This is a genomic window from Streptomyces sp. NPDC059248 (genome assembly GCF_042753905.1).
Classification (GTDB): domain Bacteria; phylum Actinomycetota; class Actinomycetes; order Streptomycetales; family Streptomycetaceae; genus Streptomyces.
Window position 1 is genome coordinate 1 of record NZ_JBHYZV010000070.1, and the last position, 25,190, is coordinate 25,190.

Sequence of the window (25,190 nt, forward strand, 5' to 3'; positions counted from 1 at the left end):
GGGTACTCCCGGCGCCACCTGCCGGACGACGCGCTCAGGCGTCGATACGTGAACGGTCCAGCGTCGCCGCGGAGCTGGTGATGAACTCCTTGCGGGGCGCCACCTCGTTGCCCATCAGCAGGTCGAACACCTGCTCCGCCGCCTCCAGATCACCGATGTTGATCCGGCGCAGCGTCCGGTACCGCGGATCCATCGTGGTCTCAGCCAGCTGGTCGGCGTCCATCTCGCCCAGACCCTTGTACCGCTGCACCGAGTCCTTGAAGCGGATGTTCTTGCGCTGGAACTCCAGCAGCGTCTGCCGCAGCTCGTTGTCCGAGTAGGTGTAGACGTACTTGTCCTGGCCCTTCTTCGGCTGCACCAGTTCGATCCGGTGCAGCGGCGGCACGGCCGCGAAGACCCGCCCGGCCTCCACCATCGGGCGCATGTAGCGCTGGAAGAGCGTGAGCAGCAGGCAGCGGATGTGAGCGCCGTCGACATCGGCGTCCACCAGCAGCACGATCTTCCCGTACCGGGCCGCGTCGAGGTCGAAGGTCCGCCCGGACCCCGCTCCTATGACCTGGATGATCGCCCCGCACTCGGCGTTCTTCAGCATGTCGGAGACCGACGACTTCTGAACGTTGAGGATCTTGCCCCGGATCGGCAGCAGCGCCTGGAACTCGCTGTTCCGCGCGAGCTTGGCGGTGCCGAGCGCGGAGTCGCCCTCGACGATGAAGAGCTCACTCCGCTCGACGTCGTCGCTGCGGCAGTCGGCGAGCTTGGCGGGCAGCGACGAGGTCTCCAGCGCCGTCTTCCGCCGCTGTGCGTCCTTGTGCTGGCGGGCCGCGATCCGGGTCCTGGCGGCGGCCACGGCCTTGTCCAGGACGGCCCTGGCCTGCGCCTTGGCGTCGCGCTTGGTGGAGGTGAGGAACGCCTTCAGCTCCTTGGCCACCACATTGGCCACGATCCGGTTGGCCGCCGACGTGCCCAGTACCTCCTTGGTCTGCCCTTCGAACTGCGGCTCGGCGAGCCGTACGGTGACGACGGCGGTGAGCCCTTCGAGGGCGTCGTCCTTGACGATGTCGTCCTCGGCGACCCGGAGCAGCTTGGCGGAGCGGAGGACCTCGTTCATCGTCTTGGTCACGGAGCGTTCGAACCCGGTGACATGGGTTCCGCCCTTGGGCGTGGCGATGATGTTCACAAAGGACCGGACGGTCGCGTCGTACCCCGTACCCCACCGCAGGGCGATGTCGACGGCGAGTTCGCGGGTGACCTCGGTCGGGGTCATGTGGCCGCGTTCGTCGAGGACCGGGACCGTCTCCTTGAAGGTGCCCTGTCCGGTCAGCCGCTGCACGTCGCAGACGGCCTTGTCCTGCGCCAGGTAGTCGCAGAACTCACTGATGCCGCCGTCGAAGCGGAAGATCTCCTGGCTCTTGCCCTGTCCCTCCAGATCCCGCTCGTCACGGACCACGATGGTCAGCCCGGGGACGAGGAAGGCGGTCTGCCGGGCGCGCTGGTGGAGGTGCTCCAGCGACAGCTTCGCGTCCTTGAGGAAGATCTGCCGGTCGGCCCAGTACCGCACCCGGGTGCCGGTACGGGTCTTGGGTACGCGCTTGCCCTTGCGCAGTCCGTTCGCCGGGTCGAAGGGGGCGTCGGGCCCCTGCTCGGTGAAGATGCCGGGCACACCCCGGCGGAAGCTGATCGAGTGGGTGGTGTTGCGGTCCACCTCGACGTCGAGCCGGGCGGAGAGCGCGTTCACCACGGAGGCGCCGACGCCGTGCAGGCCACCGGAGGCCGCGTAGGAGCCGCCGCCGAACTTCCCGCCGGCGTGCAGCTTGGTCATCACGACCTCGACTCCGGAGAGTCCGGTCTTCGGCTCCACGTCGACCGGGATGCCCCGGCCGTTGTCCTGGACCTCGACCGATCCGTCGTCGTGGAGGATCACCTCGATGTGGTCGCAGTGCCCGCCGAGCGCCTCGTCGACGGAGTTGTCGATGATCTCCCAGAGGCAGTGCATCAGACCGCGGCTGTCGGTGGATCCGATATACATGCCGGGGCGCTTGCGGACGGCTTCGAGGCCTTCGAGGACGAGCAGGTGCCGCGCTGTGTAGTTGGAGCCGTCACGCTCCGCTGTCAGCAAAGCTGTGGACGGCACGGACGTTTCGGCGGTCACGCGGTTCGCTCCTCGCTGAATTTCAGATGTGACCCAATGGGGTAAGGGCCCGGCGTCGGTCGCCGGTCAGAGGGTACCGAGCCCTGATAGAGCCGATGTAACGCCACCCTCGCAATTTCGGGCCCCGACCCATTGTCGCACGGGTGTTCGATAGCCTGATGGGGTGACGTGAACATCACGTTCCCTTCCAGGCATGAACCATTTAGGCTCCGGGCACGTCCTCATGAACACCGGCAAGCCAGCCGGGAGGGCAAACGAGACAAGTAACGCAAGCAACGCGAAACCCGTAGAGCGCAGCAATACGGCTCATTCGCCGCCACCTGGTAGCAGACGGCCGCCTCGAGAGGAACTTTCGAGGAAAAGCCCCGAGCGGGAACGTTTTCGGGCTGGTTGGATGTTGACCCTGGTACGACAGCTCGTCGAGCTAGAGAAGAGGCGACGTGACTACTGTTCTGACACCCGCGAGCCCGCTGACGGCCGCTGACCGCTGTGACCGCTGCGGCGCCCAGGCATATCTGCGCGTCGTGCTGACCAGCGGCGGTGAACTGCTCTTCTGCGCCCACCACGGGCGTAAGTTCGAGCCGGAACTCAAGAAGATCGCCGCGGAAATACAGGATGAGACCGACCGACTCACGGCCGTGCCGGCCGGTGCCGGGCAAGAGGATCACTGACACCTCACATCCACGACGAGCGATGGCCGGTCCAGGATCGGCCGATGGGCGGTCACCCCTGATCAGCAGGGGAGACCGCCCGCTCTCGTCCGCCGCCCGGGCCCCAGGGGACCCGGCGGCCACTCCCGGTTACGGCAGCGGCACCGCGGATACCCGGGTGTAGACCCCCGGACTGTCCGCCCGTCCGCAGCCGCTCCCCCACGACACCAGCCCGATCAGCTTCCCGCGGGCGACCAGCGGCCCTCCGCTGTCCCCCTGGCAGGCGTCGTGGCCGCCCCGGGTGTCTCCGGCGCAGACCATCGTCGCGGCCTCGTAGCGGCCGCCCAGGCCCCCGGGATAGGCCGTCTGGCAATTGCGGTCCGCCAGGACGGTCACATCGGCCGACCGGAGCGCCGTGGCATAGCTGCCGTTGCCTTCCGTGTCCCCCCAGCCGTACACCTTCGCCGCCGTCCCCGGGACGTACGCCGGATCCCCCTCGGGCGCGACCTGGATCACCGACTCCGCCGACAGCGGCTCCGCCAGGGTCAGCACGGCCAGGTCCGAACTGTTGGTCAGCGGGTTGTACGCGGGTGACACCTTGCTGTCGCTCACCGGGATCTCCCGGCCCTCGGACGACGTCAACTCGGTCCGCCCGGCGATCACCCGCAGATCCCGCACCTGGGAGACGTCTCCGCCGAGAACGGTCCGGCTCAGGCAGTGCGCCGCCGTCATGACCTTCGTCGGCGCGATCACGACACCGCCGCAGAACTGGCCCCCGCGCGTTCCCCCGAACCGGTCACGGCTGGCGAGCGCGACGACCCAGGGCGTATCCGACACCCGCACCGGGAAGCCGCCCACGACAACGCTGTCGGCCGCGGCCGGGGTGGGTTTCACCAGGGGCGGTACGGCCCCGGCGGCGGCGAGGGCGAGCGTTCCGGTCAGGGCTCGGACGAGAAGAGGGCGCATACGGTCTCCTGACTCAGCGTGAGTGGCGTCCACTCAGCGTCAGCCAGTGGACCTCCGCGCGCACCCCAGCGACACACGATGCTGACGGACTCACGTTCGTACGACCCTCCGGGCGCGCCCGGAGCCGCCCTCCAGCGGTGGATCCCGCCCTTCCGGGGACGGCCGAAGGGCCCGCCTCCCGTGGGGAGGCGGGCCCTTCGTGACACCGGGGTGCCTCGTCGTGACGACGGCCGGGCCGGGTCGCCCCGGCAACAGCCGTCAGTCCAGGTAGTCCCGAAGGACCTGCGACCGCGACGGGTGGCGCAGCTTCGACATCGTCTTGGACTCGATCTGCCGGATCCGCTCCCGGGTCACCCCGTAGACCTTGCCGATCTCGTCCAGCGTCTTGGGCTGGCCGTCGGTGAGACCGAAGCGCATGGAGACCACACCGGCCTCGCGCTCGGAGAGCGTGTCGAGCACGGAGTGCAGCTGCTCCTGGAGGAGCGTGAAGCTGACGGCGTCGGCCGGCACGACGGCCTCGGAGTCCTCGATCAGATCGCCGAACTCGCTGTCGCCGTCCTCGCCCAGCGGGGTGTGCAGGGAGATCGGCTCACGGCCGTACTTCTGGACCTCGATGACCTTCTCGGGGGTCATGTCGAGTTCCTTGGCCAGCTCCTCCGGGGTGGGCTCGCGGCCCAGGTCCTGGAGCATCTGGCGCTGGACACGGGCCAGCTTGTTGATGACCTCGACCATGTGGACCGGGATACGGATGGTGCGCGCCTGGTCGGCCATGGCGCGGGTGATCGCCTGCCGGATCCACCAGGTGGCGTACGTGGAGAACTTGTAGCCCTTGGTGTAGTCGAACTTCTCCACCGCGCGGATGAGACCCAGGTTGCCCTCCTGGATCAGGTCCAGGAAGAGCATGCCGCGGCCGGTGTACCGCTTGGCGAGCGAGACCACGAGCCGGAGGTTGGCCTCCAGCAGGTGGTTCTTGGCGCGGCGCCCGTCCTCGGCGATGATCTCCAGCTCGCGCTTGAGCTTGGGCGCCAGCTTGTCGGAGTTCGCCAGCTTGTCCTCGGCGAAGAGACCGGCCTCGATGCGCTTGGCCAGCTCCACCTCCTGCTCGGCGTTGAGGAGGGGGACCTTGCCGATCTGCTTCAGGTAGTCCTTGACGGGGTCGGCCGTGGCACCGGCGACCGCGACCTGCTGCGCGGGCGCGTCGTCCTCGTCCTCGTCCGAGAGGACGAAGCCCTTGCTCTCGCCTTCGGTCTCTTCCTCGTCCTTGCCGCCGGGCTGGGCGTCCTCGAGCAGCTCTTCGCCCTCGGCCGGTTCGTCGGCGTCCTTCTTGGACGCCGTCTTCTTGGCCGTGGTCTTCTTCGCGGCGGTCTTCTTCACCGCGGTCTTCTTGGCGGCGGTCTTCTTGGCCGCCGCCTTCTTGGCGGGCGTCGCCGACTCGTCACCGGCCTGCGCGTCGACGGTCTCGGCCGTCGGGGCCGCGGTGGCCGCGACGGTCTTCGACGTGACGGTCTTGGCCGCGACGGTCCTGGTGGCGGTGCGCTTCGCCGGGCTCTTCGCAGCGACGCTCTTGCGGGAGCGCTTGGGCGACTCTGCGGCACTGACCATCAGCGTCACACCCTCTTCCTCGAGGATCTGGTTGAGGCTGCGCAGTACATTCTTCCACTGGGTTGGCGGAATCTGGTCAGCCTCGAAGGCCCGCCGCACGTCATCGCCGGCGATCTGCCCATCAGCCTTTCCCCGCTCGATGAGCGCCATCACGGATTCGGACTCGGCGATCTCCGGCGGGAGCGTACGGGATGTGCTGGCCGACACGAACAACCTCTCGGAACGATGGAAACGGCTTCCGGCTCAGCCCATGATCGGGCCGGAGCCGACGACCACCGGGCTGCGGATGTGCCGGTGGCGCGGGCGGAACACACCTCGGAACTGAACAGCGCCGTCAACGGCTGCTGTATTCCCTTCCTCGGCGGTCACCTCTTAGGTCATCGCACTGCTTCGAGGAGCGTTACGCCCATTCCACGTGGCCCGAGTCACACCGCAAGAAGGATGAAAGGCATAGATCGGATATTCTGCGCGCAACCGTGCCGCCGGACTCCCGCGGAATCCGACGGCACGCGCGTGTACGGGCACGGTGCGTGTACGCCTCCGTACGCCCGGCCCCGCGGCCGGGCGCTCAGTGCTCACGCGGCGCGGGTACGACGCGCTCCACTTCGGGGTGGACGGTCAGCAGTTGCCGCATGGCCGACTCGGCGGCGGCGGAGTCACCGGCGGCGAGGGCGTCGGCGATGCGCGCGTGATGGGTGAGGGAGACGTCGGTGGGCCGGTCACAGCCGGTGACGGGTCCGCCGGACACCTGGAGCGCGGCGGAGACGATGCCGGAGAGGTGCTCCAGCATGCGGTTCCCGGCGAGCTGGATGAGCAGGGTGTGGAACTCGGCGTCGGCCCGGGCATGGGTGATGGCGTCCCCCTGGGCGAGGGCGTGCCCCATGATCTCCACCATGTCGCCGAGCCGCTGCTGGACGTCCTCACGGCCGTGGCCCGCGGCCAGCCGGGCGGCGAGCGGCTCGATGGTCCACCGCAGCTCGGACAGCTCACGGCGCTGGTCGTCGCGCTGGGGCCCGAAGGCGCGCCACTCGATGATGTCGGGGTCGAGCAGGTTCCAGTCGCTGACCGGGCGTACCCGCGTACCGACGTTCGGGCGGGCGCTGACCAGGCCCTTGGCCTCCAGGACGCGCAGCGACTCGCGGACGACGGTACGGGAGACCTCGAAACGCTGGCCGATCTCCTCGGGAACGAGCGGGCGGTCGGCGCCCAGGTCGCCGGAGACGATCATCTGGCCGAGCTGCTGGACGAGTTGGCCGTGCAGGCCACGGCCGCGGCTTCCTGCCGCACGGCGTCCGGCCCGCCCCAGCTCGGTGTCCGGGCCGTCCCACGCGGGAGGGGTGACGCGCTCGGCGGCGTGCGACTCCGCGTAGGGGTAGCGGTCGAGTTCGCCCGGACCGGCGAGGCCGGAGTCGGCGGGGCGGGCGGTCATCATGGTCTGCGCAAGGGTACTCACGCATCCTTTGTCGGCGCGGCTTTCGCGGGCCTTGAGGTCTTTGGTGAAAAGCACACGAAAGGGTGATCGGCGCTTCCCCCACAATTGACGACTTATCGGATAGAAGTGGGCATTTCTCGGAGTGCTGTCGATCGGCTCACCCGATCATCATGGGAATCCGGGCCCGAATGGCGTCCGGTCCGCCGCCGTCACCACCCCGCCCTGCGCCGCAGCCGTACGGCCGCGTACGCGCAGACCAGGGCGGCCAGCGACAGGGCCAGCGCCGCGCCGACCGGCCGGGCGAACAGCCGGGCGCCCGCGGGCAGCCAGACATCGGCCTGGTGGGGCAGCCGTACCCAGGCCAGCTCGCGGAGCCTGCCGGGCAGACCCGCGACCGAGCGCACCGATGGGGCGATCAGCGCCTGCTGCACCAGGGGCGTGACCACGACCGGAACGGCCAGGACGGCGGCGACCCCGGCGGCCGTGGACCGGAAGATCCCGGCGGCGAGCAGCCCGGCCCAGGCGCAGCCGACCGCGAGCCCGCCCCACCCCGCGGCGAGGACGGGCCAGTTCCCCGGCGGCGCGGTCGCGTCGGCCCCGTAGACGAGCCGGAGGGCCCAGAATCCGGCGGCGGCGACGAGCGCGGCGAGCCCCAGGGCGTAGACCGCGGTGACCACGAGTTTGGCGATCAGCAGTCCCAGCCGGCGGGGTACGGTGCCGCGCGCGGCGGCCAGCGCCGGGTACCGGTACTCGTCGCCGAAGGAGAGCGCCCCGACGAGCCCGGCCGCGAAGGCGGCGGGCGCCAGGGGCAGGAAGCCGGGCCACGCGGTGACGGCGGCCTGGACGGAGGTGTCCCGGGACCGGGCGAGCAGCAGACCGGCGACGACGGAGAGCAGCACGGTCGCGCACGCGGTCCAGAAGGCGGTCCGGACCCCGAACATCCGGTGGAGTTCATAGCGCAGGGGCCGTACGGGGCTCGTCACCGGCCGGGGCACGGGCAGCGCGTCGGAGACCTCCGCGGCCGCCCGGCGGCGGGTCCGGGGCGGCCGGGGCGGCCCTGCGGACGCCTTGGTGCCGCCTTCGGCGCCGGTGGTGACCGGTTCGGCCGCGGGGGTTACGTCGCCGGTCTCGTCGGTGAGCCGGTGGACCAGGACGCCGTGCCGGAAGGCGGCCTCCCCCACTTCGGCGCAGCTGCTGCCGTAGACGGAGAGCAGTCCGCCGCGCTCCGCGACCACCTCGACCGACCGCCGCGCGGCCCGCGCCTCGCGGTGGACGACGTCGGCGAGCCGGACGGCGTGCGGGGTCCGGACGGAGACCCGTGGACGCAGCCGGGTACGGGCGAACTCGACACCGTCCTGGTCGGCGACGAGGCGCCCCGCGTCCAGGGTGACGACGCGGTCCGCGATCCGGGCGGCTTCCTTCGGGTCGGCGACGGTGCACAGGACCGTGCCACCGCGGTCGGCGTGGCTCCGCAGCGTTCCGTACAGCCACCCCTGATCACGCGGTGAGAGTCCCTTCGCGGGCTCGTCGAGCAGGAGTGTCCGGGGGGCGGCCAGCAGTGCCGACGCCAGCCCGAGCCGCCGGTCCATGGCGAGGGGGAGCGTCCCGAGCCGCTCATCGGCCACTCCCGCGAGTCCGACCTCGTCGAGCAGCTCGTCGGCGCGGGCCGTCGCCACCCCGGCCGCCGCGCAGAGCATCCGGAGCTGCCCGCGGGCCGTCCGGGCGGGATGCCCGGGTACGTCGCCGAGCAGGGCGCCCACCTCGTGGGCCGGGTGCGCGATATCGGCGAGCCGGTTCCCCCGGTAGTACGTGACTCCCTGGCCGCGCTCCAGTTCCAGCATCAGACGCAACGCGGTGGTCTTGCCCGCCCCTTCGGGCCCGAGCAGAACGGTGATCGCACCGGGCGCGGCGTCGAAGGTGAGATCGTCGACGGCGGGCGGCAGTTCCCGCCGGGGGGTGCTGGTCAATCCGATGACCTGGAGCATCGCGTCTCCCACGAAGGGGCGGCGGGGCCGCCCGGCGGCGTGCGGGCTCCAGCACGATAACTTGACATTTAGGACTTTTCCCGCAGGGCGCGCAGACCCGGATGTCACTCCCCCGCCCGGCCGCCGAGGGCCCCGCCCGACCCGGCGTCCGGCATGTCGCGCCATCGCCGGGGCGGGTCGGTCAGACCTCGGGCCGCAGCATCGGCGGGTTGAGCAGGGTGGCCCCGCCCGCCCGGAACAACTGCGCCGGGCGGCCGCCCTGCCGGGTGGTCGTCCCGCCCGCCGGAACCAGGAACCCGGGAGTGCCGGTCACCTTCCGGTGGAAGTTCCTGGGGTCGAGTGTCACGCCCCAGACCGCCTCGTACACCCGCCGCAGCTCGCCGACCGTGAACTCGGGCGGACAGAAGGCGGTCGCCAGCGACGAGTACTCGATCTTGGAGCGGGCCCGTTCCACCCCGTCCGTCAGGATCCGCGCGTGATCGAAGGCCAGGGTCCCGTCGTCGTCCCCCTCGGCGTGGACCGGCGGCTCGGTCTCCCCGCCGAGCAGTCCCCCGACGGAGGCCCAGCGCGCGCCGTGCGCGTCGCCCCCGGGACGGGGCGCGGGCAGATCGGGTGCCAGCACCAGATGGGCGACGCTCACCACCCGCATCCGGGGATCGCGCCCGGGGTCGCCGTAGGTGGCGAGCTGCTCCAGATGAGCGCTGCCGTCCGGCTCCGGCGCCCCGGGGTCGTGGGCGCAGAGCCCGGTCTCCTCGGCCAGCTCGCGCGCCGCCGCCGCCGCCAGGTCCTCGTCTCCCCTGACGAATCCCCCGGGCAGGGCCCATCGCCCCCGGAACGGCGCCTCGCCCCGGCGCACCACCAAGGTGCACAGCTCATGACGGCGCACCGTGAGCACGACCAGATCGACGGTGACGGCAAAGGGGGGAAAGGCCGACGGGTCGTAGGGAGACATGCCCGTGATCATAGTCGTCTGCCTGACGATAAACACTCCTTTCTCCTCTTTCCGCTTCGGCTTCTCCGGCCCGTCACCGGCGCCCGCGTCCGTCCTTCCGCCGTCTCTCCCGATGCCCTTCCCGGCTTCTTCCGGCACGGGCCGGCGACCGCTCGCCGCGAAGCCGGGTGCGACCGGGGACCGTGGACGGGCTCCGTCCCGGGGGCGTCGCCGTCAGCCGTCGCCCTCGGCGTCCCGCGCCGCCCCGCCCGTTCCCCGGTCCGTCCGCCCGGGCGCTTCGCGCCGGCGTCCCGAGTGCTCGGCCCGCCCCGAAGGCCGCCCGGCTGCCGGACGCGCCCGCTTGCCCGTCGGCGGCCTCCCCGCGCCCCCTGTGGTCCGTCGGCCGGGAGCACCGGCTCCCCGGCCCCGCCCGGCCCCCTCGGTCGCCGTCCGCTTCCCCGCCTCGGCCCCTCCTCGCCGGAACCACTCCCGGACCGGCTCCGGATCCACGCCCTCGTTGCACGCCTGGTGCAGAAGGGTCGCGAAGACGTAGTCGGCGTCCTTGGCCAGCGCCGCGCCGAGGGCGATCCGCGCGGCCGGTTCGTCGCCGCTCGCCCACGCTACCCAGCCCGCCAGGGCGAGCGGCGCCGCCGCGTACTCCGTGTAGGGCGGGACGCAGCGCCGGGCCAGCGCCCGCCACAACCGTGCGGCGGACTCCGCGACCGGCCCCTCCATCCACGCGGCGGCCCGGTCGCGGGTCTCCCGGTCCTGCAACCCGAGGATCACGAAGGCGGCCTCGTCGGGGCTGATCAGCCGGTCGTCCGCCGCGTCGGCGGACGACACGCTCCGGATCCGCTCCGCCCCGGCCAGCCGGTCCATCAACATCCTCGCCAGGGCGATCGTGTCGTCGCCGAGCCGCTCGGCCACCATGCCGCCGACCACGACGCGCTCGACGAGATCCACCGCCGCGTCGTCGAGGGCACGGCACTGCGGGCCCGCCCACGGCTCCGGCAGCGGCTCCAGCCGCGCCTCCATCTCCCGCTGCGTACCACGCAGCCGTACCCCCGCGTAGGCCGCGGCGGCGGCCAGGACCGAGGTCCCGGGGGCGACCATGACGGCGCCCTCCGGCGGGCAGCACCGCCCGTCGGGACAGCAGTAGGACCAGAAGCGGCCGTCGGAGATGCAGAGCGCCTCGTACACCGGTACGTCCCGCGCGCCGCACGCGGTACGCAGCTCCTGGGCGAAGGGGCGCAGCCACTCCATCACGGACCGGCCGGTCCGGCCGGCGCCGGGCTCCCGGCAGAGGAAGAGCACGATGCCGTCGGGACGGGCGTCCCTGCGGCGGCTCCCCTCGATCAGACACTCGGCGAGCTGTCCCGCGGTCGCATTCCACTCCCCCGGTGAACCCGGGATGCCCAGCTTCACACGGCCGCCGAACCGGCCGTTGGGTCCGTGCAGCGCCACGAGGACGACGGAGTCGGAGGGGTGGTAGCCCAGCAGATAGGGGAGGGAGTCGGCCAGCTCGGCCGGTCCGCGGAGGGTGATCCGTTCGTCGGGGCCCGCGGCGCGGCGCGCGCCGTCGGGCAGGTGCGCGGGGCCGGCGGGCCGCGCCGCGCCCCGGTCGTCGCCGTCCCGCGCGCCGCGCGTGTTGTTCTCGGAGTCTCGGTGCTCGTTCATGGCGCCGACGGTCCCAGCGACCGGCCGGACTCCGCGACCCCTGTGGATAACGTTATCCACAGGGCACCGGGCCCGTTCGCCTCTTGTCGGTGTCATCGGGTTGCATGGGGGCATGACCCACGCAGACCTCGCGGATCCCGCGGACCTCAGGGCCTCGGCCGATGCCGTGCTCTCCCGACTCGTCTCCGACAGCACCGGCACGGCGCGCCTGCGGGAGGACCAGTGGCGGGCGATCGAGGCGCTGGTCGCCCACAAGCGCCGGGCCCTGGTGGTCCAGCGCACCGGCTGGGGCAAGTCCGCGGTGTACTTCGTCGCCACGTCCCTGCTGCGGGAGCGGGGCGCCGGCCCGACCGTGATCGTCTCCCCGCTCCTCGCCCTCATGCGGAACCAGGTGGAGGCCTCGGCCCGGGCCGGGATCCGCGCCCGCACCATCAACTCGTCCAATCCCGAGGAGTGGGACACGGTCAAGGCGGAGGTCGCCTCGGGTGAGGTGGACGTGCTGCTGGTCAGCCCCGAGCGGCTGAACAACCCCGACTTCCGCGACCAGGTGCTGCCGGAGCTGTCCGCCGCGACGGGGCTGCTGGTGGTGGACGAGGCCCACTGCATCTCCGACTGGGGCCACGACTTCCGTCCGGACTACCGCAGGCTGCGCACCATGCTGGCGGAGCTGCCCGCCGACGTTCCCGTCCTGGCCACCACCGCCACGGCCAATGCCCGGGTCACGGCCGACGTCGCCGAGCAGCTCGGTACGGGGGCGGGCACCGACGCCCTCGTGCTGCGCGGTCCGCTCGACCGGGAGAGTCTGAGCCTCGGTGTGATCCGGCTGCCGGACGCCGCGAACCGGCTCGCCTGGCTCGCCGACCATCTGGGCGAGCTGCCGGGGTCCGGCATCGTGTACACGCTCACGGTCGCCGCGGCCGAGGAGGTCACCGCGTATCTGCGCCGGTGCGGCCACACCGTCGCCTCGTACACGGGCCGTACCGAGAACGCGGATCGGCAGCAGGCCGAGGACGATCTGCTCGCCAACCGCGTCAAGGCCCTCGTCGCCACCTCGGCGCTGGGGATGGGCTTCGACAAGCCGGACCTCGGCTTCGTCGTCCACCTCGGTTCGCCGTCCTCCCCCATCGCCTACTACCAGCAGGTGGGTCGTGCCGGGCGCGGGGTGGAGCACGCGGAGGTGCTGCTGCTGCCCGGCCGTGAGGACGAGGCCATCTGGCAGTACTTCGCCTCGGTCGGGTTCCCCTCCGAGGAGTTGGTGCGCCGCACCCTCGACGTCCTCGCGGGGGCGGACCGGCCGCTCTCCCTGCCCGCGCTCGAACCCCTTGTCGAGCTGCGGCGGGCACGGCTGGAGACCATGCTGAAGGTCCTCGACGTGGACGGGGCCGTATACCGGGTCAAGGGTGGCTGGACCGCCACCGGCCGCCCCTGGTCGTACGACGCCGAGCGGTACGCCAGGGTGGCCCGGCAGCGCGAGGTCGAGCAGCAGGCCATGCGGGAGTACGCGTCGTCCACCGGCTGCCGGATGGAGTTCCTGCGCCGGCAGCTGGACGACCCGGAGGCGGCGCCGTGCGGGCGGTGCGACAACTGCGCGGGGAGCCGGTTCAGCGACAAGGTGTCCGCGTCGGCGCTGGACGCGGCCCGCGGTGAGCTGGGCCGCCCCGGGGTCGAGGTGGAGCAGCGCCGGATGTGGCCGACCGGTCTGGCCTCGGTGGGTGTCGCGCTCAAGGGGCGGATCCCCGAGGCGGAGCAGGCGCTTCCGGGACGGGCGCTGGGGCGTCTCTCGGACATCGGCTGGGGCAATCGTCTCCGTCCGATGCTGGCGCCGCAGGCCCCCGACGGCCGGGTGCCCGGGGATGTCGCGGACGCCGTCGTGACCGTGCTCGCCGACTGGGCCAGGGGCGCGGGCGGCTGGGCGTCGGGGGCACCGGACGCGCCCGCGCGGCCGGTCGGCGTGGTCACGGTCGCGTCGCGCACCAGGCCGGTCCTGATCGAATCGCTCGGCGCGCGGATCGCCGAGATCGGGCGGATGCCGCTGCTGGGTTCGGTGGAGTACGCCGGGGACGGGACGGACGGGCGGCCCTCGCGGACCAACAGCGCCCAGCGCGTACGGGCGTTGCACGACGCGTTCGTGGTCCCGGCCCCGCTCGCCGCCGCCCTGACGGCCGCCGAAGGTCCGGTCCTGCTGGTCGATGACTTCTCGGACACCGGATGGACCCTGGCCGTCGCCTCCCGGCTACTGCGGACATCGGGTGCGAAGGGGGTGTTTCCGCTGGTCCTCGCGATTCAGGGATGACGTTCGTGGGCACGCTAGTGGTCAAAGGGAACTCTGCGGGCAGGGATATCCGCGGCATACCCCCTCATTCCTGCCAGCGCCTTCGATTTGCTCGTTGCCGCATCCCGAAGTGCCAGGAAGAATTGGACTGCTCCCCGCACGGCCCCTTCGCGGTCCGCAAGGGCTGTCCGCGGTGCGCCCTCACCCGATCCTGCCCGCACTGTGGGCGCGTATGCGAAGGGAGGACCGTGACCTTCGGATTCGCTTCGTCCGCAGCCACTTCGACGAACGGCTCCGCAAGCCGCCTGGCCCGGATGCTCCAGCCCTCCGAGTGGGCGGCGGCCGGAATCCCGCTGCTGCGTAATCCCCGTGACGTGGTCAGCGGACTCCACACCCGCCACCATCCGACTCCCTCGACCGCGGTCGTGGCCGTACTCGATCCCGAGGAACGACTGGCCGCCAGCGCGTCGTTCGCCCGGCGTTCCGCGCCGGTGGACGGCTGGGAGTTCCGTAACGCCCTGCTGGCCCACCTCCGCCGGGTGATCCCGCACGATCTCCGCCGCCGGACCCCGGTGCGTACCGCCGTCCTCCTGTACTGCCGGGAGGGCGACGAACGATGGACCGAGGAGGACGGGGCGTGGATGTGGGGTCTGCGCGACGCGTGCACCCTGCACGGTCTGCGCTGCGGCGCGTACATCACGCTGACCCGGGGCGGCTGGCAGGTATTCGGCGAGGGCCGGGGCGGGCGTCGGCCGAGTTCGACCTCGAAGCCCGGTGATCTCGCCGAGTCCCTGGCGTCCGAGCCCTATGAACTGCGTACCGCTGGCGGCTCGTCGGAGGTCCTGCGGCGCACCGCCGCACGCTGAGTCGCCGGATCCCGTCCGCCTCCGGATGTCTTCCCGGCCGGCGGACGGGCGGGTCCGGGCGGCCCGGCCTCGGGCTCCCCACGAACCGGCCGCGTGGCCGGGGTCCTTCTTCCGGATCGTGCCGGGGCTCGTGTGCCCCGGTGCCGTGCCTCGCCTCGTGGGCTCCGTCGGCCGGGTCCGGGGCCGGCCGATCCCGGCTGTCCGCCGGGGGCGGCCGGAGCGCCCGTCGGCCGCGGTCACGGGGACCGCGGCCGGGCAGGGCGGCTTCTGCCGCCCGGGGTCAGGCGGCTACGCCGAGCGCGGCGTTGATCCGCTGGGGATCCCCGCACACGATCAGCAGGGCCGCCGCCTTCGTCAGGGCGGCGGGCAGGACGCCGACCGCGTCCTGCTCCGTGCCGCCGTTGAGCGCCACCACGACGACGGGCCTGGTCGCGGCCCGCTCGACGGCGTCGGCTCCGGCGTAGAAGACGTCGTCGCCCGCGTCGTGCTGAGCCCAGTAGGCGGCTTCGCCGAAGGTCAGCTCGTGCGCCGCCCACGGGTGGTGGCCCACGGCGGTCACGACCAGGACGTCACCGGGGGCGCGTCCGGTGTCGAGCAGCAGGTCCACCGTCTCGTCGGCCGCGTCGAGCGCGCCCTCCGGGGAGGCGGGAATCAGCTGGATCTGCGGCTGGGAACGATTCTCCGGCAGAGCCGCGGACGGCTCGGCGGCGGAGGGGCTCGTAGGGGCCGGGGGTGCCGGCCGGGCCGGGCCGGGGCTCCCCGGGCGGGGGGACGCGACGGAACGCGGACCGGGTACGGGACGAGGGGTCGGCGCGGGGCGGCTGGTGGCCGGAGTGGCGCGGGGACCCTGGGCACTCTCGTGAATCTGAGGCTCCTCGGGAGGGAGAGGCATGGGTGGATGTCTATCAAATGCCGGTTCGAATGGCATCAGCGGGTGGGCACATACGTGCGATTCGCCTGGTGGTGGGGTCAGTTCAGAAGTCGAAGCCGAGCTGGCCCCCGCTCTCCGGCGTGTTCTGCTCCGGCACGGCCCGGACCTTCTTCAGATGCCGCCAGCGTGGCAGCGCGTCCAAGTAGGCCCAGGACAGCCGGTGGTACGGGGTGGGGCCCAGCTCCGCGAGGGCCGCCTTGTGGGTCGGCGAGGGGTATCCGGCATTGGCCGCGAAGGCGAATTCGGCTACGTCACCGGGGAGTTCCGCCATCATGGCGTCCCGGTGCACCTTGGCGATCACCGAGGCCGCCGCGACCGCGACGCACGACTGGTCCCCCTTGATCACCGTCCGCACCCGCCAGGGGGTACCGAGATAGTCGTGTTTCCCGTCGAGGATGACGGCGTCCGGTCGCTCCGGCAGGGCCTCCAGCGCCCGGCACGCCGCCAGGCGCAGGGCGGCGGTCATGCCCAGTTCGTCGATCTCCTCCGGCGAGGCGTGTCCCAGGGCGTGGGCGGTCACCCAGCCTTCCAGTTCGGCGGCGAGTTCCTCCCGCCGCCTCGGCGAGAGCAGTTTGGAGTCGGTGAGTCCGGCGGGCGGTCGGCGCAGCCCCGTGATCGCGGCGCACACCGTGACGGGACCGGCCCACGCTCCGCGTCCGACCTCGTCGACACCGGCGACGATCCTGGCGCCGGTCGTGGCCCGGATGGAGCGCTCGACTCTGTGGGTGGGTGGTTCGTACGGCATGGCGCCAGCAAGGGTACGCCGCCCGCCCCCGCCGGATACAACCGGTTTCCGATCACGGTTCCGCAGCGGCCGTCGCGGACCGCGGCCGACCGCCTCCCGCGGCCCGGCCGAAGGGCTCCCGCACGGCCGGAGCGGCGGGTTCGTCACCCGGTCGTTCATCCCGCGATCTCCCCGTCCCCCCGTTGTTCCGCCGTTGTCCCCCCGTTGTCCCGTCGTTCGCATCCGGATACCCCGGCGCGGCACACCATCGGCCCGGAGGCCGGCTTCGCGCCCTTCCCGGGGCGGCCCGGGCGCCGTGGTGGCAACGATTCCGCGACGCCCCGGCCGACGATCACCGCGTGAAGGCATCCCGGCGATGGCATCGCATATGCGAACGATGTCCGGCCGAGTGTTCCCGGACGGGCGGAGGACGTCTCTCGCCTCCGCCGAAGCGAGCCGGCCGGGCGGCACCCCTCAAGGAACCGCACAAGGGGCCCCGCAAGGGACCGCACAGGGCACCGCGCGCCCGGTAGCCGCGATCCCCGCCGGTCCCTGGCGTACGCCGTCGCGGTCTCAGCCCGCGGAATCGCCCGAAGACGCCCAGGACGGCAGTTCCTCCGTCTGCGCCAGCCATGCGCCGGGCGGCTGCCCGGCGGCACCGGCCGCGACCACTCCGCAGGCGATCGCACAGGTCGTGTCCACGTCGCCGCCCACCTGGGCGGTGGTCCAGAACGCCTGCTCGTAGTCGCCCAGCGACCGGGCGGCCGACCAGAGCGCGAACGGCACGGTGTCGTGGGCGCTGGTCCGCCGCCCGCTGCCGAGGACGGCGGCGACGGTCGCCGCGTCCCCGTAGTCGAGCATGTCGCGGGCCCGCCGCAGCCCCTGGCCGACGGCGCTGCGGGGCACCAGCGCGATGACGCCGTCCAGCAGGTCGCCGGGAGCGGGGGTACCCGCCGGATCGGCGGCGATGGCGGCCGCGGCCGCCACGGCCATCGCCCCGACGACGGCCTCGCGGTGCTGATGGGTGGTGTACGAGGAGATCTCGGCCTGGTGCGTGGCCTGCTCGGGGTCGTCCGCGTACCACGCCCCGAGCGGCGCGACACGCATCGCGGAACCATTGCCCCACGAACCCTGGCCGTTGAAGAGGCCCGCGGCGAGTTCTCGCCAGTCGCCGCCTTCCCGCACCAGCCGGAGCATACGGTTGACGGCGGGGCCGTATCCGCGGTCGAAGTCGTGGCGCTCGGCGAAGGAACGGGCCAGCGCGTCCTGGTCCACCCGCCCGTGCCGGGCGAGGACGGCCACCACCGAGCAGGCCATCTCGGTGTCGTCGGTCCACTGCCAGGGGCCGGGCGGCAGGGCTCGGCGCTGAAGCAGGGGGTAATGGGTCGGTACGAAGAACTGGGAGCCGAGGGCGTCTCCCACGGACAGTCCGCGCAGGCTGTCCAGGGCGCGGTCGAGGCGCCGGTCGAGATCGGGGTCAGCGGTCATCTTCCCGCCACTCTAACCGGTGACGCCGTACGGTTCCGGAGTACGCCACCGCTCGAACGGCCGGTCGAGGGTGTAGCGCCCGTCGGGACCGAGCTCCAGTATCCGGGTCTCCCCGTTGCCCGGATTGGAGAGCGACTCGAATTCCGCGACGCTCCAGTGGAGCCAGCGCATACAGAAGAGCCGCATCGTCAGACCATGGGTCACCAGCAGCACGTTCGGCGGGTGGTCGGGAGCCTCGAAGCTGCGGTAGAGGCTCTCCAGGAAGGCCCCCACCCGGTCGTAGACGTCCGCGCCGGACTCGCCCTGGGCGAAGCGGTAGAAGAAGTGCCCGTAGGCGTCCCGGTACGCCTTCTGGAGGCGTACGTCGTCCCGGTCCTGCCAGTTGCCCCAGTCCTGTTCCCGCAGCCTGGGCTCCTCGCGCACCCGCACCCGCGCGGGGTCGAAGCCGAAGGCCCGGAAGGTCTCGTGGGTGCGGCGGTAGGGCGAGACGTAGACGCTGATCCGCTCCCGGCCGAACAGCTCGCGCAGCCGGGCACCGGTCGCCTCGGCCTGGGCGAGGCCGGTGGCGGTCAGCCTCAGGGCGTGGTCGGGCTCGCGCTCGTAGACGGTGTCGTCGACGTTCCCCTCCGATTCGCCGTGCCGGACGAGGACGATGCGTCGCGGTCGTGCCATGTCACGACCCTAGAACGGACCCGGCCCGGCCGGGCGGCCGGGACGGCCCATCCGGTGGAAGAACCTCGGCGTGCGCCGCCGACCCGCGGTGCCGCCGAAGCACCCGGCAGGGGGGCGATCAGACCGTCCAGGAGGGTTCGAGCTCCACCACGTCGCCGCCGAGCACCGCGACGTCCGCCTCCGTCTGCGCCCGCAGCAGCAGCCGCTCCACCCGTTCCTTGCGATACTTCCCGTGCTCGGCCTCCGACTGCCACATCGACATCACCAGGAACTCGTTCCCGGCGGCTTCCCCGAAGAGGCCGCGCACCATGCCCGGCGAGCCGGCCATCGCCGGGTTCCACACCTTCTCCTGCATCAGCGCGTAGTGCTCGGCGCGCTCCTCCCGCACCGTGCAGTGGGCGACCCGCACCACGTCGACGTCCCCGAAGCGCGGCTCGAAGCCCGTCTTCACATCGAACCGGTGGTCGAAGAGCCTGATCCGGGCATCGCGGTACGTCCCCGCCTGGCCCGATGCCAGCCGGTCGTGGGAGCGGGCCATGAACGAGTCGTAGAAGGCCCGGCTCTCCCAGAAGCCGAAGACATGGGCGACATGGGGCCGCTCCCTGCTCCAGCCCCCGCCCTGGCTCCGGAAACCCGGCTCACCCAGCAGCCCCGCCCATTTCCGCTGCCCCCGTTCGAACCCGCGTCGGTCGACCACGGTGCAGCGAATCCACTTGACCAGCACCGCGCCATCGTACGGCCCCGGACGTGGCGCGGGTCACGGTCGGCGGGCGCGGCCATTCGGCGTACACCCGCCATTCCCTCGCCCCGCACCCCCGGGAGCGGATACGGTCAATGAGAGGGGAATCACCGGCAGTTATGGGACCGGCAGTTATAGGACCGGCAGTTATGGGGAAGGGATACGTGGTGAGCAGCCCGAACAAAGGTGTCCGCACGGTCGAGGTGGCTCTGCGCTGGGATCCGAGCCCGGCCGGCCGGACACCCCACGATCTCGATATCGTCGCCGCGACCTACCGCAAGGACGCGCCGTCCGGGGATCCGGCGTACGTCGTGCACTTCGACAGCCGCTCGCCCGACGGCACCATCAACCTGACCCGGGACAGCCGCACCGGTCAGGGCTTCGGCTCGGACGAGGTGATGAAGCTGGAGCTGGACCGGCTCGCCGCGGATTACGGGCGGGTCGTGGTGGGGGTGGTGATCCAGCAGCGTGACGGCCGGCTGCCCTTCGGCGATGTGCGGAACACCCGGGTGACGGTGTCCGAGGGGTACACCGAGCTGGCGGAGTGCGACTTCTCGACCCTGCCGGGAGCGACGGCCGCGGTCATAGCGGAGTTCGTCCGCGCCGACACGGGCGGCTGGTTCTTCCGGGACGGTGTACGGGGCTTCGAGGCCGATCCGGACCTCTTCGTCACGGTGATGGGACAGGTGGGACGGGACTGATCCGCGGGATCCACGGGGCCCGAGAGCCCCGCGTCCGGTCAGCTGCAGCCGCTGGTGGAGCCGCAGCCCTCGCAGATGTAGCAGGAGCCGGCCCGCTGCATCTTCGTTCCGCAGGAGAAGCAGAGCGGAGCGTCGGCGCTGATGCCCAGCTGCATCTCGACCAGCTCGGCCGAGGTGTGCGCCTGCTGCGGGGCGGGTGCGGGGGCCGGGGCGGCCGCCTTCGGCGCCGGGACCGGCACGATGTCCAGCCGGCGCGGCGCGGACTGGGCGAGCCCCTCCACGTCGACCTCGTCGTCCTCCAGGGACGGCTCGTAGGAGCCGGTCTCCAGATGGCGCTGGCGCTCCTCGGCGGAGTGGATGCCGAGGGCCGAGCGGGTCTCGAAGGGCAGGAAGTCGAGCGCCAGACGGCGGAAGATGTAGTCGACGATCGACTGCGCCATCCGCACATCCGGGTCGTCCGTCATCCCGGCCGGCTCGAACCGCATGTTGGTGAACTTGGAGACATAGGTCTCCAGCGGCACGCCGTACTGCAGACCGACGGAGACGGCGATGGAGAAGGCGTCCATCATGCCCGCGAGGGTCGAGCCCTGCTTGGACATCTTCAGGAAGACCTCGCCCAGACCGTCGTCCGGGTAGGAGTTGGCGGTCATATAGCCCTCGGCACCGCCCACCGTGAACGAGGTGGTGATACCGGGACGTCCCTTGGGCAGCCGCTTGCGGACCGGGCGGTACTCGACGACCTTCTCGACCGCGGCCCGGATGGTCTCCTCGGTCTTCTCGGTGATCTCCGCCTTCGCCTTCTCCTTGGTCTTGGCGGAGAGGGGCTGGCCGACCTTGCAGTTGTCGCGGTAGATCGCGAGCGCCTTGACGCCCATCTTCCACGCCTCGAAGTAGATCTCCTCGACCTCCTCGACGGTCGCCGACTCCGGCATGTTGACCGTCTTGGAGAGCGCGCCGGAGATCCAGGGCTGGATCGCGGCCATCATCCGCACATGTCCCATGGCGGAGATCGAGCGCTCGCCCATGGCGCAGTCGAAGACCTCGTAGTGCTCGGTCTTCAGGCCGGGCGCGTCGACCACGACGCCGTTCTCGGCGATGTGCTCGACGATCGCCTCGATCTGCTCGGCGTGATAACCGAGCCGGCGCAGCGCCTGCGGCACGGTGCCGTTGACGATCTGCATCGAGCCGCCGCCGACCAGCTTCTTGAACTTCACCAGGGCGAGGTCCGGCTCCAGGCCGGTGGTGTCGCAGGACATCGCGAGACCGATGGTGCCGGTCGGGGCGATCACCGACGCCTGGGCGTTACGGAAACCGTTCTTCTCGCCGAGGCGGAGCACGTCCTGCCAGGCTTCCGTCGCGGCGGCCCAGATCGGGGTGTCCAGGTCGTCGATCCGCACGGCCCCGGTGTTGGCGTCGGCGTGCTGCCGCATGACGCGGTTGTGGGGCTGGGCGTTGCGGGCGTAGCCGTCGTACGGGCCGACGACGGCGGCCAGCTCGGCGGAGCGGCGGTACGACGTACCCGTCATCAGCGATGTGATGGCACCGGCCAGGGCCCGGCCGCCGTCGCTGTCGTAGGCGTGGCCGGTCGCCATGAGCAGGGCGCCCAGGTTGGCGTAGCCGATGCCCAGCTGACGGAAGGCGCGGGTGTTCTCGCCGATCTTCTGCGTCGGGAAGTCGGCGAAGCAGATGGAGATGTCCATCGCCGTGATGACCAGCTCGACGACCTTGGCGAAGCGCTCGACCTCGAAGGACTGGTGGCCCTCGCCGTCGTCCTTGAGGAACTTCATCAGGTTCAGCGACGCGAGGTTGCAGGACGTGTTGTCCAGGTGCATGTACTCGCTGCACGGGTTCGAGCCGTTGATCCGGCCGGACTCGGGGCAGGTGTGCCAGTTGTTGATGGTGTCGTCGTACTGGATGCCGGGGTCGGCACAGGCCCAGGCGGCCTCCGCCATCTTCCGGAAGAGGGACTTGGCGTCGACCTCCTCGATGACCTCGCCGGTCATCCGGGCCCGCAGCCCGAACCTGCCGCCCGCCTCGACGGCCTTCATGAACTCGTCGTTCACCCGGACCGAGTTGTTGGCGTTCTGGTACTGGACGGAGGTGATGTCGTCCCCGCCGAGGTCCATGTCGAAGCCCGCGTCCCGCAGGGCGCGGATCTTCTCCTCCTCCTTGACCTTGGTCTCGATGAAGTTCTCGATGTCGGGGTGGTCGACGTCGAGGATCACCATCTTGGCCGCCCGGCGAGTGGCACCGCCGGACTTGATCGTTCCGGCGGAGGCATCGGCGCCGCGCATGAAAGAGACCGGGCCGGAGGCGTTGCCGCCGGAGGAGAGCAGCTCCTTGGAGGAGCGGATCCGGGAGAGGTTCAGACCGGCGCCCGAACCCCCCTTGAAGATCATTCCCTCTTCCTTGTACCAGTCGAGGATCGACTCCATGGAGTCGTCGACGGCGAGGATGAAGCAGGCGGACACCTGCTGCGGCTGGGGGGTTCCGACGTTGAACCACACCGGGGAGTTGAAGCTGAAGATCTGGTGCAGCAGCGCGTACGCCAGCTCGTGCTCGAAGATCTCGGCATCGGCGGGCGAGGCGAAGTACTTGTGGTCTTCACCCGCCTTCCGGTACGTCTTCACGATCCGGTCGATCAGCTGCCTGAGGCCGGTCTCGCGCTGGGGCGTGCCGACGGCGCCTCGGAAGTACTTGCTGGTGACGATGTTGACCGCGTTCACCGACCAGAAGTCGGGGAACTCGACGCCACGCTGCTCGAAGTTGATCGAGCCGTCGCGCCAGTTGGTCATGACGACGTCACGGCGCTCCCAGACCACCTCGTCGTACGGATGTACGCCGGGGGTGGTGTGGACGCGCTCGATCCGCAGGCCCTTGCCGACCTTGGTCCCCTTGGCGCGGGACCCTCGTGCCGGACCGCTCGTCGTCTCTGTCATGCCGCCTCCCATTTACGGGCAAAAACGCCCTGAAGTGCCCAGATCTTCCCGTGGCACTGTCTGTCTGTGATGCCGTGGGCGCGTCAGGCGCCCTTGGCGGATGTCATCGCCGGCCACGACCGGCCGGGGCTCCGGCGGGCCGGGCCCTCGACCGCGGTCGCGCGGTCGCTCAGTCGGCGGCCCCGGCGGGGACGGGCACCTCGGTGGTCCCGTCCTCCGCGGCGGGGGGCCGCCGCACCCGGAGTTCCGCGATCGCGGCCTCGAAGTCCTCGAGCGAGTCGAACGCCCGGTAGACGGATGCGAAACGCAGGTACGCGACGAGGTCGAGTTCCTGCAACGGGCCGAGTATGGCCAGACCCACGTCGTGGGTGGTCAGCTCGGCACTGCCGGTGGCGCGCACCGCCTCCTCGACCCGCTGGCCGAGCTGGGCGAGGGCGTCCTCGGTTACGGGTCGTCCCTGGCACGCCTTGCGCACTCCGGAGATGACCTTGGTACGGCTGAAGGGCTCCGTCACGCCACTGCGCTTGATCACCATGAGTGACGCGGTTTCCACCGTCGTGAAGCGACGGGAGCAGTCGGGGCACTGGCGACGGCGTCGGATGGACGTCCCGTCGTCGGTGGTACGGCTGTCGACGACCCGGCTGTCGGGGTGCCTGCAGAAGGGGCAGTGCATGGTTCCCAACCCTCCCTCACGGCACGACTGAACAGCCCCGGCGCACCTGCCGAAGCCCTTCGGAGCAAGCCCAAGCATAGGCGATGGTCCCGACCTTGGAGCACCGGGGACCACAACTTGTGGGCTGTGCCCCCAATCCAACCACTACATCTGGGGTTTGCTCGCGTTTTCGCCCCAGCGCGTGTCGCAGGGCCCGCCCACTGTCGCGGACGGCGTACGACCGGTGACTCCACGGCACCGGAGGGCGCCGCGACGGGGTCGTCCGCCATGGAATCGCCGAGCGGCGCCGGGGTGGCGGAGGCTCGCCGGAGGGGCCGGACCGGGCGTCGCGGGGGCGCGGGTGGTCTCCCGCGCGTGGGAACCCCGCGTGACGGCGGGGATCCGGTGACGAGAGTACGGGACGCGCGCGGCGTCATCGAATCCCGGGGCGGCGGATGGGAGACTGGACCCGAGGGATCCCGGCACGGCGGGCCCGGAGGTACGGCGGCTCCGCTCCAGGTCCGCCCGTTCGCCTACGACACCCGGCCGGCCGGATCACTCCGCGAAGGGCCGCCCCGGCGGGCCGCCCGAACGCATACTCCCGCTCGCACGGGAAAGACGGACGGGAAAGACGGCGACGGCGGTAGCGGGAGCGGGCACGGAACAACGCGGAACGACGCGGAACGACGGAGTAATCCGTACCGGGATACGAACGGAACGGAAAAGGGATTCACGAAAGGGATTCCGGGAAACCGGGATACCGGGTGATCGCACCGGGGCCTGGCCCGACATCATCCGGAACCCCTCGACTCATACACCCAAACGCATGTCCGCGTAAGACCATCAGCGTTTTTTCACTCGAACGTGTGTTTGGCGCAACCTTTCGAAACCAACTACCGTTGTCCAGCCAGGGAGACCATTCGAGAGGGGCCGACGTGACCACCACCGCAGACAGTGCCATCATCACCGCCCATGACCGGCCCCAGAGCCGATTCGAACCGGTGCACGCCGCGAAGGACACGGCCGCGGAGGGCTCGGAGCCCTCCCGGCCCGCGCGCGCTCTGCCCGGCCGACCTCCAGGGATCAGGGCGGACAGCAGCGGACTCACCGACCGGCAGCGGCGGGTCATCGAGGTGATCCGCGACTCCGTGCAGCGACGCGGATACCCGCCGTCGATGCGCGAGATCGGCCAGGCGGTGGGCCTGTCCAGCACCTCCTCCGTCGCCCATCAGCTGATGGCCCTGGAGCGCAAGGGCTTCCTCCGCCGCGACCCGCACCGCCCCCGGGCGTACGAGGTCCGCGGCTCCGACCAGCCCAGCGCCCAGCCCGCCGACACCACGGGCAAGCCCGCGGCCTCGTACGTCCCCCTGGTGGGCCGGATCGCCGCCGGTGGCCCCATCCTGGCCGAGGAGTCCGTCGAGGACGTCTTCCCGCTCCCCCGCCAGCTCGTCGGCGACGGTGAGCTCTTCGTGCTGAAGGTCGTCGGCGACTCCATGATCGAGGCCGCGATCTGCGACGGCGACTGGGTGACCGTCCGCCGTCAGCCCGTCGCGGAGAACGGCGACATCGTGGCCGCGATGCTGGACGGCGAGGCGACCGTCAAGCGCTTCAAGCGGGAGAACGGCCATGTATGGCTGCTCCCCCACAACGCCGCCTACCAGCCGATCCCCGGCGACGAGGCCACCATTCTCGGCAAGGTCGTCGCCGTACTGCGGCGGGTGTGACCCACCCGTCGGCCAGACCGGCCCCGGGACCCACTGCGCCGGTCCCGGGGCCCTGCTCCTTCCGCTTCCCTGCCGTCTCACCGGGCCGCC

General features: G+C 71.4%; 19 protein-coding genes. 5 read left to right on the plus strand and 14 right to left on the minus strand.

What is annotated here, in order from left to right:
* Positions 1-34: 34 nt before the first annotated feature.
* Positions 35-2,149, minus strand: a complete 2,115-nt coding sequence (locus ACFXG1_RS25725) for a type IIA DNA topoisomerase subunit B (RefSeq protein ID WP_384713298.1) — start codon at positions 2,147-2,149, stop codon at positions 35-37.
* A 440-nt stretch (positions 2,150-2,589) separates the two neighbouring features.
* On the opposite strand from ACFXG1_RS25725, the gene ACFXG1_RS25730 reads away from it, so the two are divergent.
* Positions 2,590-2,820 carry a hypothetical protein gene (locus ACFXG1_RS25730; protein ID WP_006346139.1) on the plus strand — a complete coding sequence of 77 codons (231 nt, stop codon included), beginning with the start codon at positions 2,590-2,592 and terminating at the stop codon, positions 2,818-2,820.
* 129 nt (positions 2,821-2,949) lie between these two features.
* On the opposite strand, the gene ACFXG1_RS25735 is transcribed toward ACFXG1_RS25730, so the two are convergent.
* The 6 genes from ACFXG1_RS25735 to ACFXG1_RS25760 form a co-directional block, all read right to left on the minus strand.
* Positions 2,950-3,765: a serine protease gene (locus tag ACFXG1_RS25735; protein WP_384713302.1), complete on the minus strand. Its 816-nt coding sequence runs from the start codon at positions 3,763-3,765 to the stop codon at positions 2,950-2,952.
* Between the two features lie 258 nt (positions 3,766-4,023).
* A complete protein-coding gene (locus ACFXG1_RS25740; protein ID WP_384744705.1) occupies positions 4,024-5,574 on the minus strand; it encodes an RNA polymerase sigma factor in 1,551 nt (516 codons plus the stop codon).
* A gap of 361 nt (positions 5,575-5,935) precedes the next feature.
* On the minus strand, positions 5,936-6,820 hold the full coding sequence (locus ACFXG1_RS25745; protein ID WP_384713308.1) for a FadR/GntR family transcriptional regulator: 885 nt from the start codon (positions 6,818-6,820) through the stop codon (positions 5,936-5,938).
* 188 nt (positions 6,821-7,008) lie between these two features.
* Positions 7,009-8,784: an ATP-binding cassette domain-containing protein gene (locus ACFXG1_RS25750; protein WP_384713311.1), complete on the minus strand. Its 1,776-nt coding sequence runs from the start codon at positions 8,782-8,784 to the stop codon at positions 7,009-7,011.
* 181 nt (positions 8,785-8,965) lie between these two features.
* Positions 8,966-9,736 carry an NUDIX domain-containing protein gene (locus tag ACFXG1_RS25755; protein WP_384713314.1) on the minus strand — a complete coding sequence of 257 codons (771 nt, stop codon included), beginning with the start codon at positions 9,734-9,736 and terminating at the stop codon, positions 8,966-8,968.
* A 213-nt stretch (positions 9,737-9,949) separates the two neighbouring features.
* Positions 9,950-11,392 carry a DUF4192 domain-containing protein gene (locus ACFXG1_RS25760; RefSeq protein WP_384744708.1) on the minus strand — a complete coding sequence of 481 codons (1,443 nt, stop codon included), beginning with the start codon at positions 11,390-11,392 and terminating at the stop codon, positions 9,950-9,952.
* Between the two features lie 112 nt (positions 11,393-11,504).
* Between ACFXG1_RS25760 and ACFXG1_RS25765 the strand changes: the two genes are divergently transcribed.
* Together ACFXG1_RS25765 and ACFXG1_RS25770 are read left to right on the plus strand one after the other, a co-directional pair.
* The gene (locus ACFXG1_RS25765) at positions 11,505-13,685 is read left to right on the plus strand and encodes a RecQ family ATP-dependent DNA helicase (RefSeq protein WP_384744710.1); all 2,181 of its coding nucleotides are present in this window, start codon (positions 11,505-11,507) and stop codon (positions 13,683-13,685) included.
* A 227-nt stretch (positions 13,686-13,912) separates the two neighbouring features.
* Positions 13,913-14,530, plus strand: a complete 618-nt coding sequence (locus tag ACFXG1_RS25770) for a hypothetical protein (protein ID WP_384719913.1) — start codon at positions 13,913-13,915, stop codon at positions 14,528-14,530.
* 280 nt (positions 14,531-14,810) lie between these two features.
* On the opposite strand, the gene ACFXG1_RS25775 is transcribed toward ACFXG1_RS25770, so the two are convergent.
* The 5 genes from ACFXG1_RS25775 to ACFXG1_RS25795 all read right to left on the minus strand — a co-directional run bounded on the left by ACFXG1_RS25775 (position 14,811) and on the right by ACFXG1_RS25795 (position 19,069).
* Entirely contained in the window at positions 14,811-15,422 is a 612-nt protein-coding gene (locus ACFXG1_RS25775) for a hypothetical protein (RefSeq protein WP_384744713.1), read from the minus strand.
* Between the two features lie 82 nt (positions 15,423-15,504).
* Positions 15,505-16,206 carry a ribonuclease HII gene (locus ACFXG1_RS25780; RefSeq protein ID WP_384722505.1) on the minus strand — a complete coding sequence of 234 codons (702 nt, stop codon included), beginning with the start codon at positions 16,204-16,206 and terminating at the stop codon, positions 15,505-15,507.
* Positions 16,207-16,758: 552 nt separating this feature from the next.
* Positions 16,759-17,673, minus strand: a complete 915-nt coding sequence (locus ACFXG1_RS25785; protein ID WP_384744715.1) for an ADP-ribosylglycohydrolase family protein — start codon at positions 17,671-17,673, stop codon at positions 16,759-16,761.
* 12 nt (positions 17,674-17,685) lie between these two features.
* Positions 17,686-18,345, minus strand: coding sequence for a histidine phosphatase family protein (locus tag ACFXG1_RS25790; protein WP_384722110.1), 660 nt, complete (start codon positions 18,343-18,345; stop codon positions 17,686-17,688).
* A gap of 118 nt (positions 18,346-18,463) precedes the next feature.
* A complete protein-coding gene (locus tag ACFXG1_RS25795; protein WP_384722108.1) occupies positions 18,464-19,069 on the minus strand; it encodes a YdbC family protein in 606 nt (201 codons plus the stop codon).
* Between the two features lie 182 nt (positions 19,070-19,251).
* On the opposite strand from ACFXG1_RS25795, the gene ACFXG1_RS25800 reads away from it, so the two are divergent.
* Complete coding sequence (locus ACFXG1_RS25800) at positions 19,252-19,785, plus strand: TerD family protein (RefSeq protein ID WP_384722105.1); 534 nt, start codon at positions 19,252-19,254, stop codon at positions 19,783-19,785.
* Positions 19,786-19,823: 38 nt separating this feature from the next.
* Here the strand turns inward: ACFXG1_RS25800 and ACFXG1_RS25805 are convergent, their stop codons facing one another.
* Positions 19,824-22,724, minus strand: coding sequence for a vitamin B12-dependent ribonucleotide reductase (locus tag ACFXG1_RS25805; RefSeq protein ID WP_384744718.1), 2,901 nt, complete (start codon positions 22,722-22,724; stop codon positions 19,824-19,826).
* Between the two features lie 169 nt (positions 22,725-22,893).
* A complete protein-coding gene (nrdR, locus tag ACFXG1_RS25810) occupies positions 22,894-23,397 on the minus strand; it encodes a transcriptional regulator NrdR (protein ID WP_384716251.1) in 504 nt (167 codons plus the stop codon).
* Positions 23,398-24,311: 914 nt separating this feature from the next.
* On the opposite strand from nrdR, the gene lexA reads away from it, so the two are divergent.
* A complete protein-coding gene (gene lexA, locus ACFXG1_RS25815; protein ID WP_384716247.1) occupies positions 24,312-25,100 on the plus strand; it encodes a transcriptional repressor LexA in 789 nt (262 codons plus the stop codon).
* Positions 25,101-25,190 lie beyond the last annotated feature (90 nt).

Excerpts from the sequence above, each read along its gene's own strand:
- ACFXG1_RS25805 (WP_384744718.1), bottom strand. The coding sequence starts at position 22,724 with ATGACAGAGACGACGAGCGGTCCGGCACGAGGGTCCCGCGCCAAGGGG.
- ACFXG1_RS25750 (WP_384713311.1), bottom strand. The coding sequence starts at position 8,784 with ATGCTCCAGGTCATCGGATTGACCAGCACCCCCCGGCGGGAACTGCCG.
- ACFXG1_RS25785 (WP_384744715.1), bottom strand. The coding sequence starts at position 17,673 with ATGACCGCTGACCCCGATCTCGACCGGCGCCTCGACCGCGCCCTGGAC.
- ACFXG1_RS25780 (WP_384722505.1), bottom strand. The coding sequence starts at position 16,206 with ATGCCGTACGAACCACCCACCCACAGAGTCGAGCGCTCCATCCGGGCC.
- ACFXG1_RS25760 (WP_384744708.1), bottom strand. The coding sequence starts at position 11,392 with ATGAACGAGCACCGAGACTCCGAGAACAACACGCGCGGCGCGCGGGAC.
- nrdR (WP_384716251.1), bottom strand. The coding sequence starts at position 23,397 with ATGCACTGCCCCTTCTGCAGGCACCCCGACAGCCGGGTCGTCGACAGC.
- ACFXG1_RS25775 (WP_384744713.1), bottom strand. The coding sequence starts at position 15,422 with ATGCCTCTCCCTCCCGAGGAGCCTCAGATTCACGAGAGTGCCCAGGGT.
- ACFXG1_RS25735 (WP_384713302.1), bottom strand. The coding sequence starts at position 3,765 with ATGCGCCCTCTTCTCGTCCGAGCCCTGACCGGAACGCTCGCCCTCGCC.
- ACFXG1_RS25790 (WP_384722110.1), bottom strand. The coding sequence starts at position 18,345 with ATGGCACGACCGCGACGCATCGTCCTCGTCCGGCACGGCGAATCGGAG.
- ACFXG1_RS25755 (WP_384713314.1), bottom strand. The coding sequence starts at position 9,736 with ATGTCTCCCTACGACCCGTCGGCCTTTCCCCCCTTTGCCGTCACCGTC.
- ACFXG1_RS25765 (WP_384744710.1), top strand. The coding sequence starts at position 11,505 with ATGACCCACGCAGACCTCGCGGATCCCGCGGACCTCAGGGCCTCGGCC.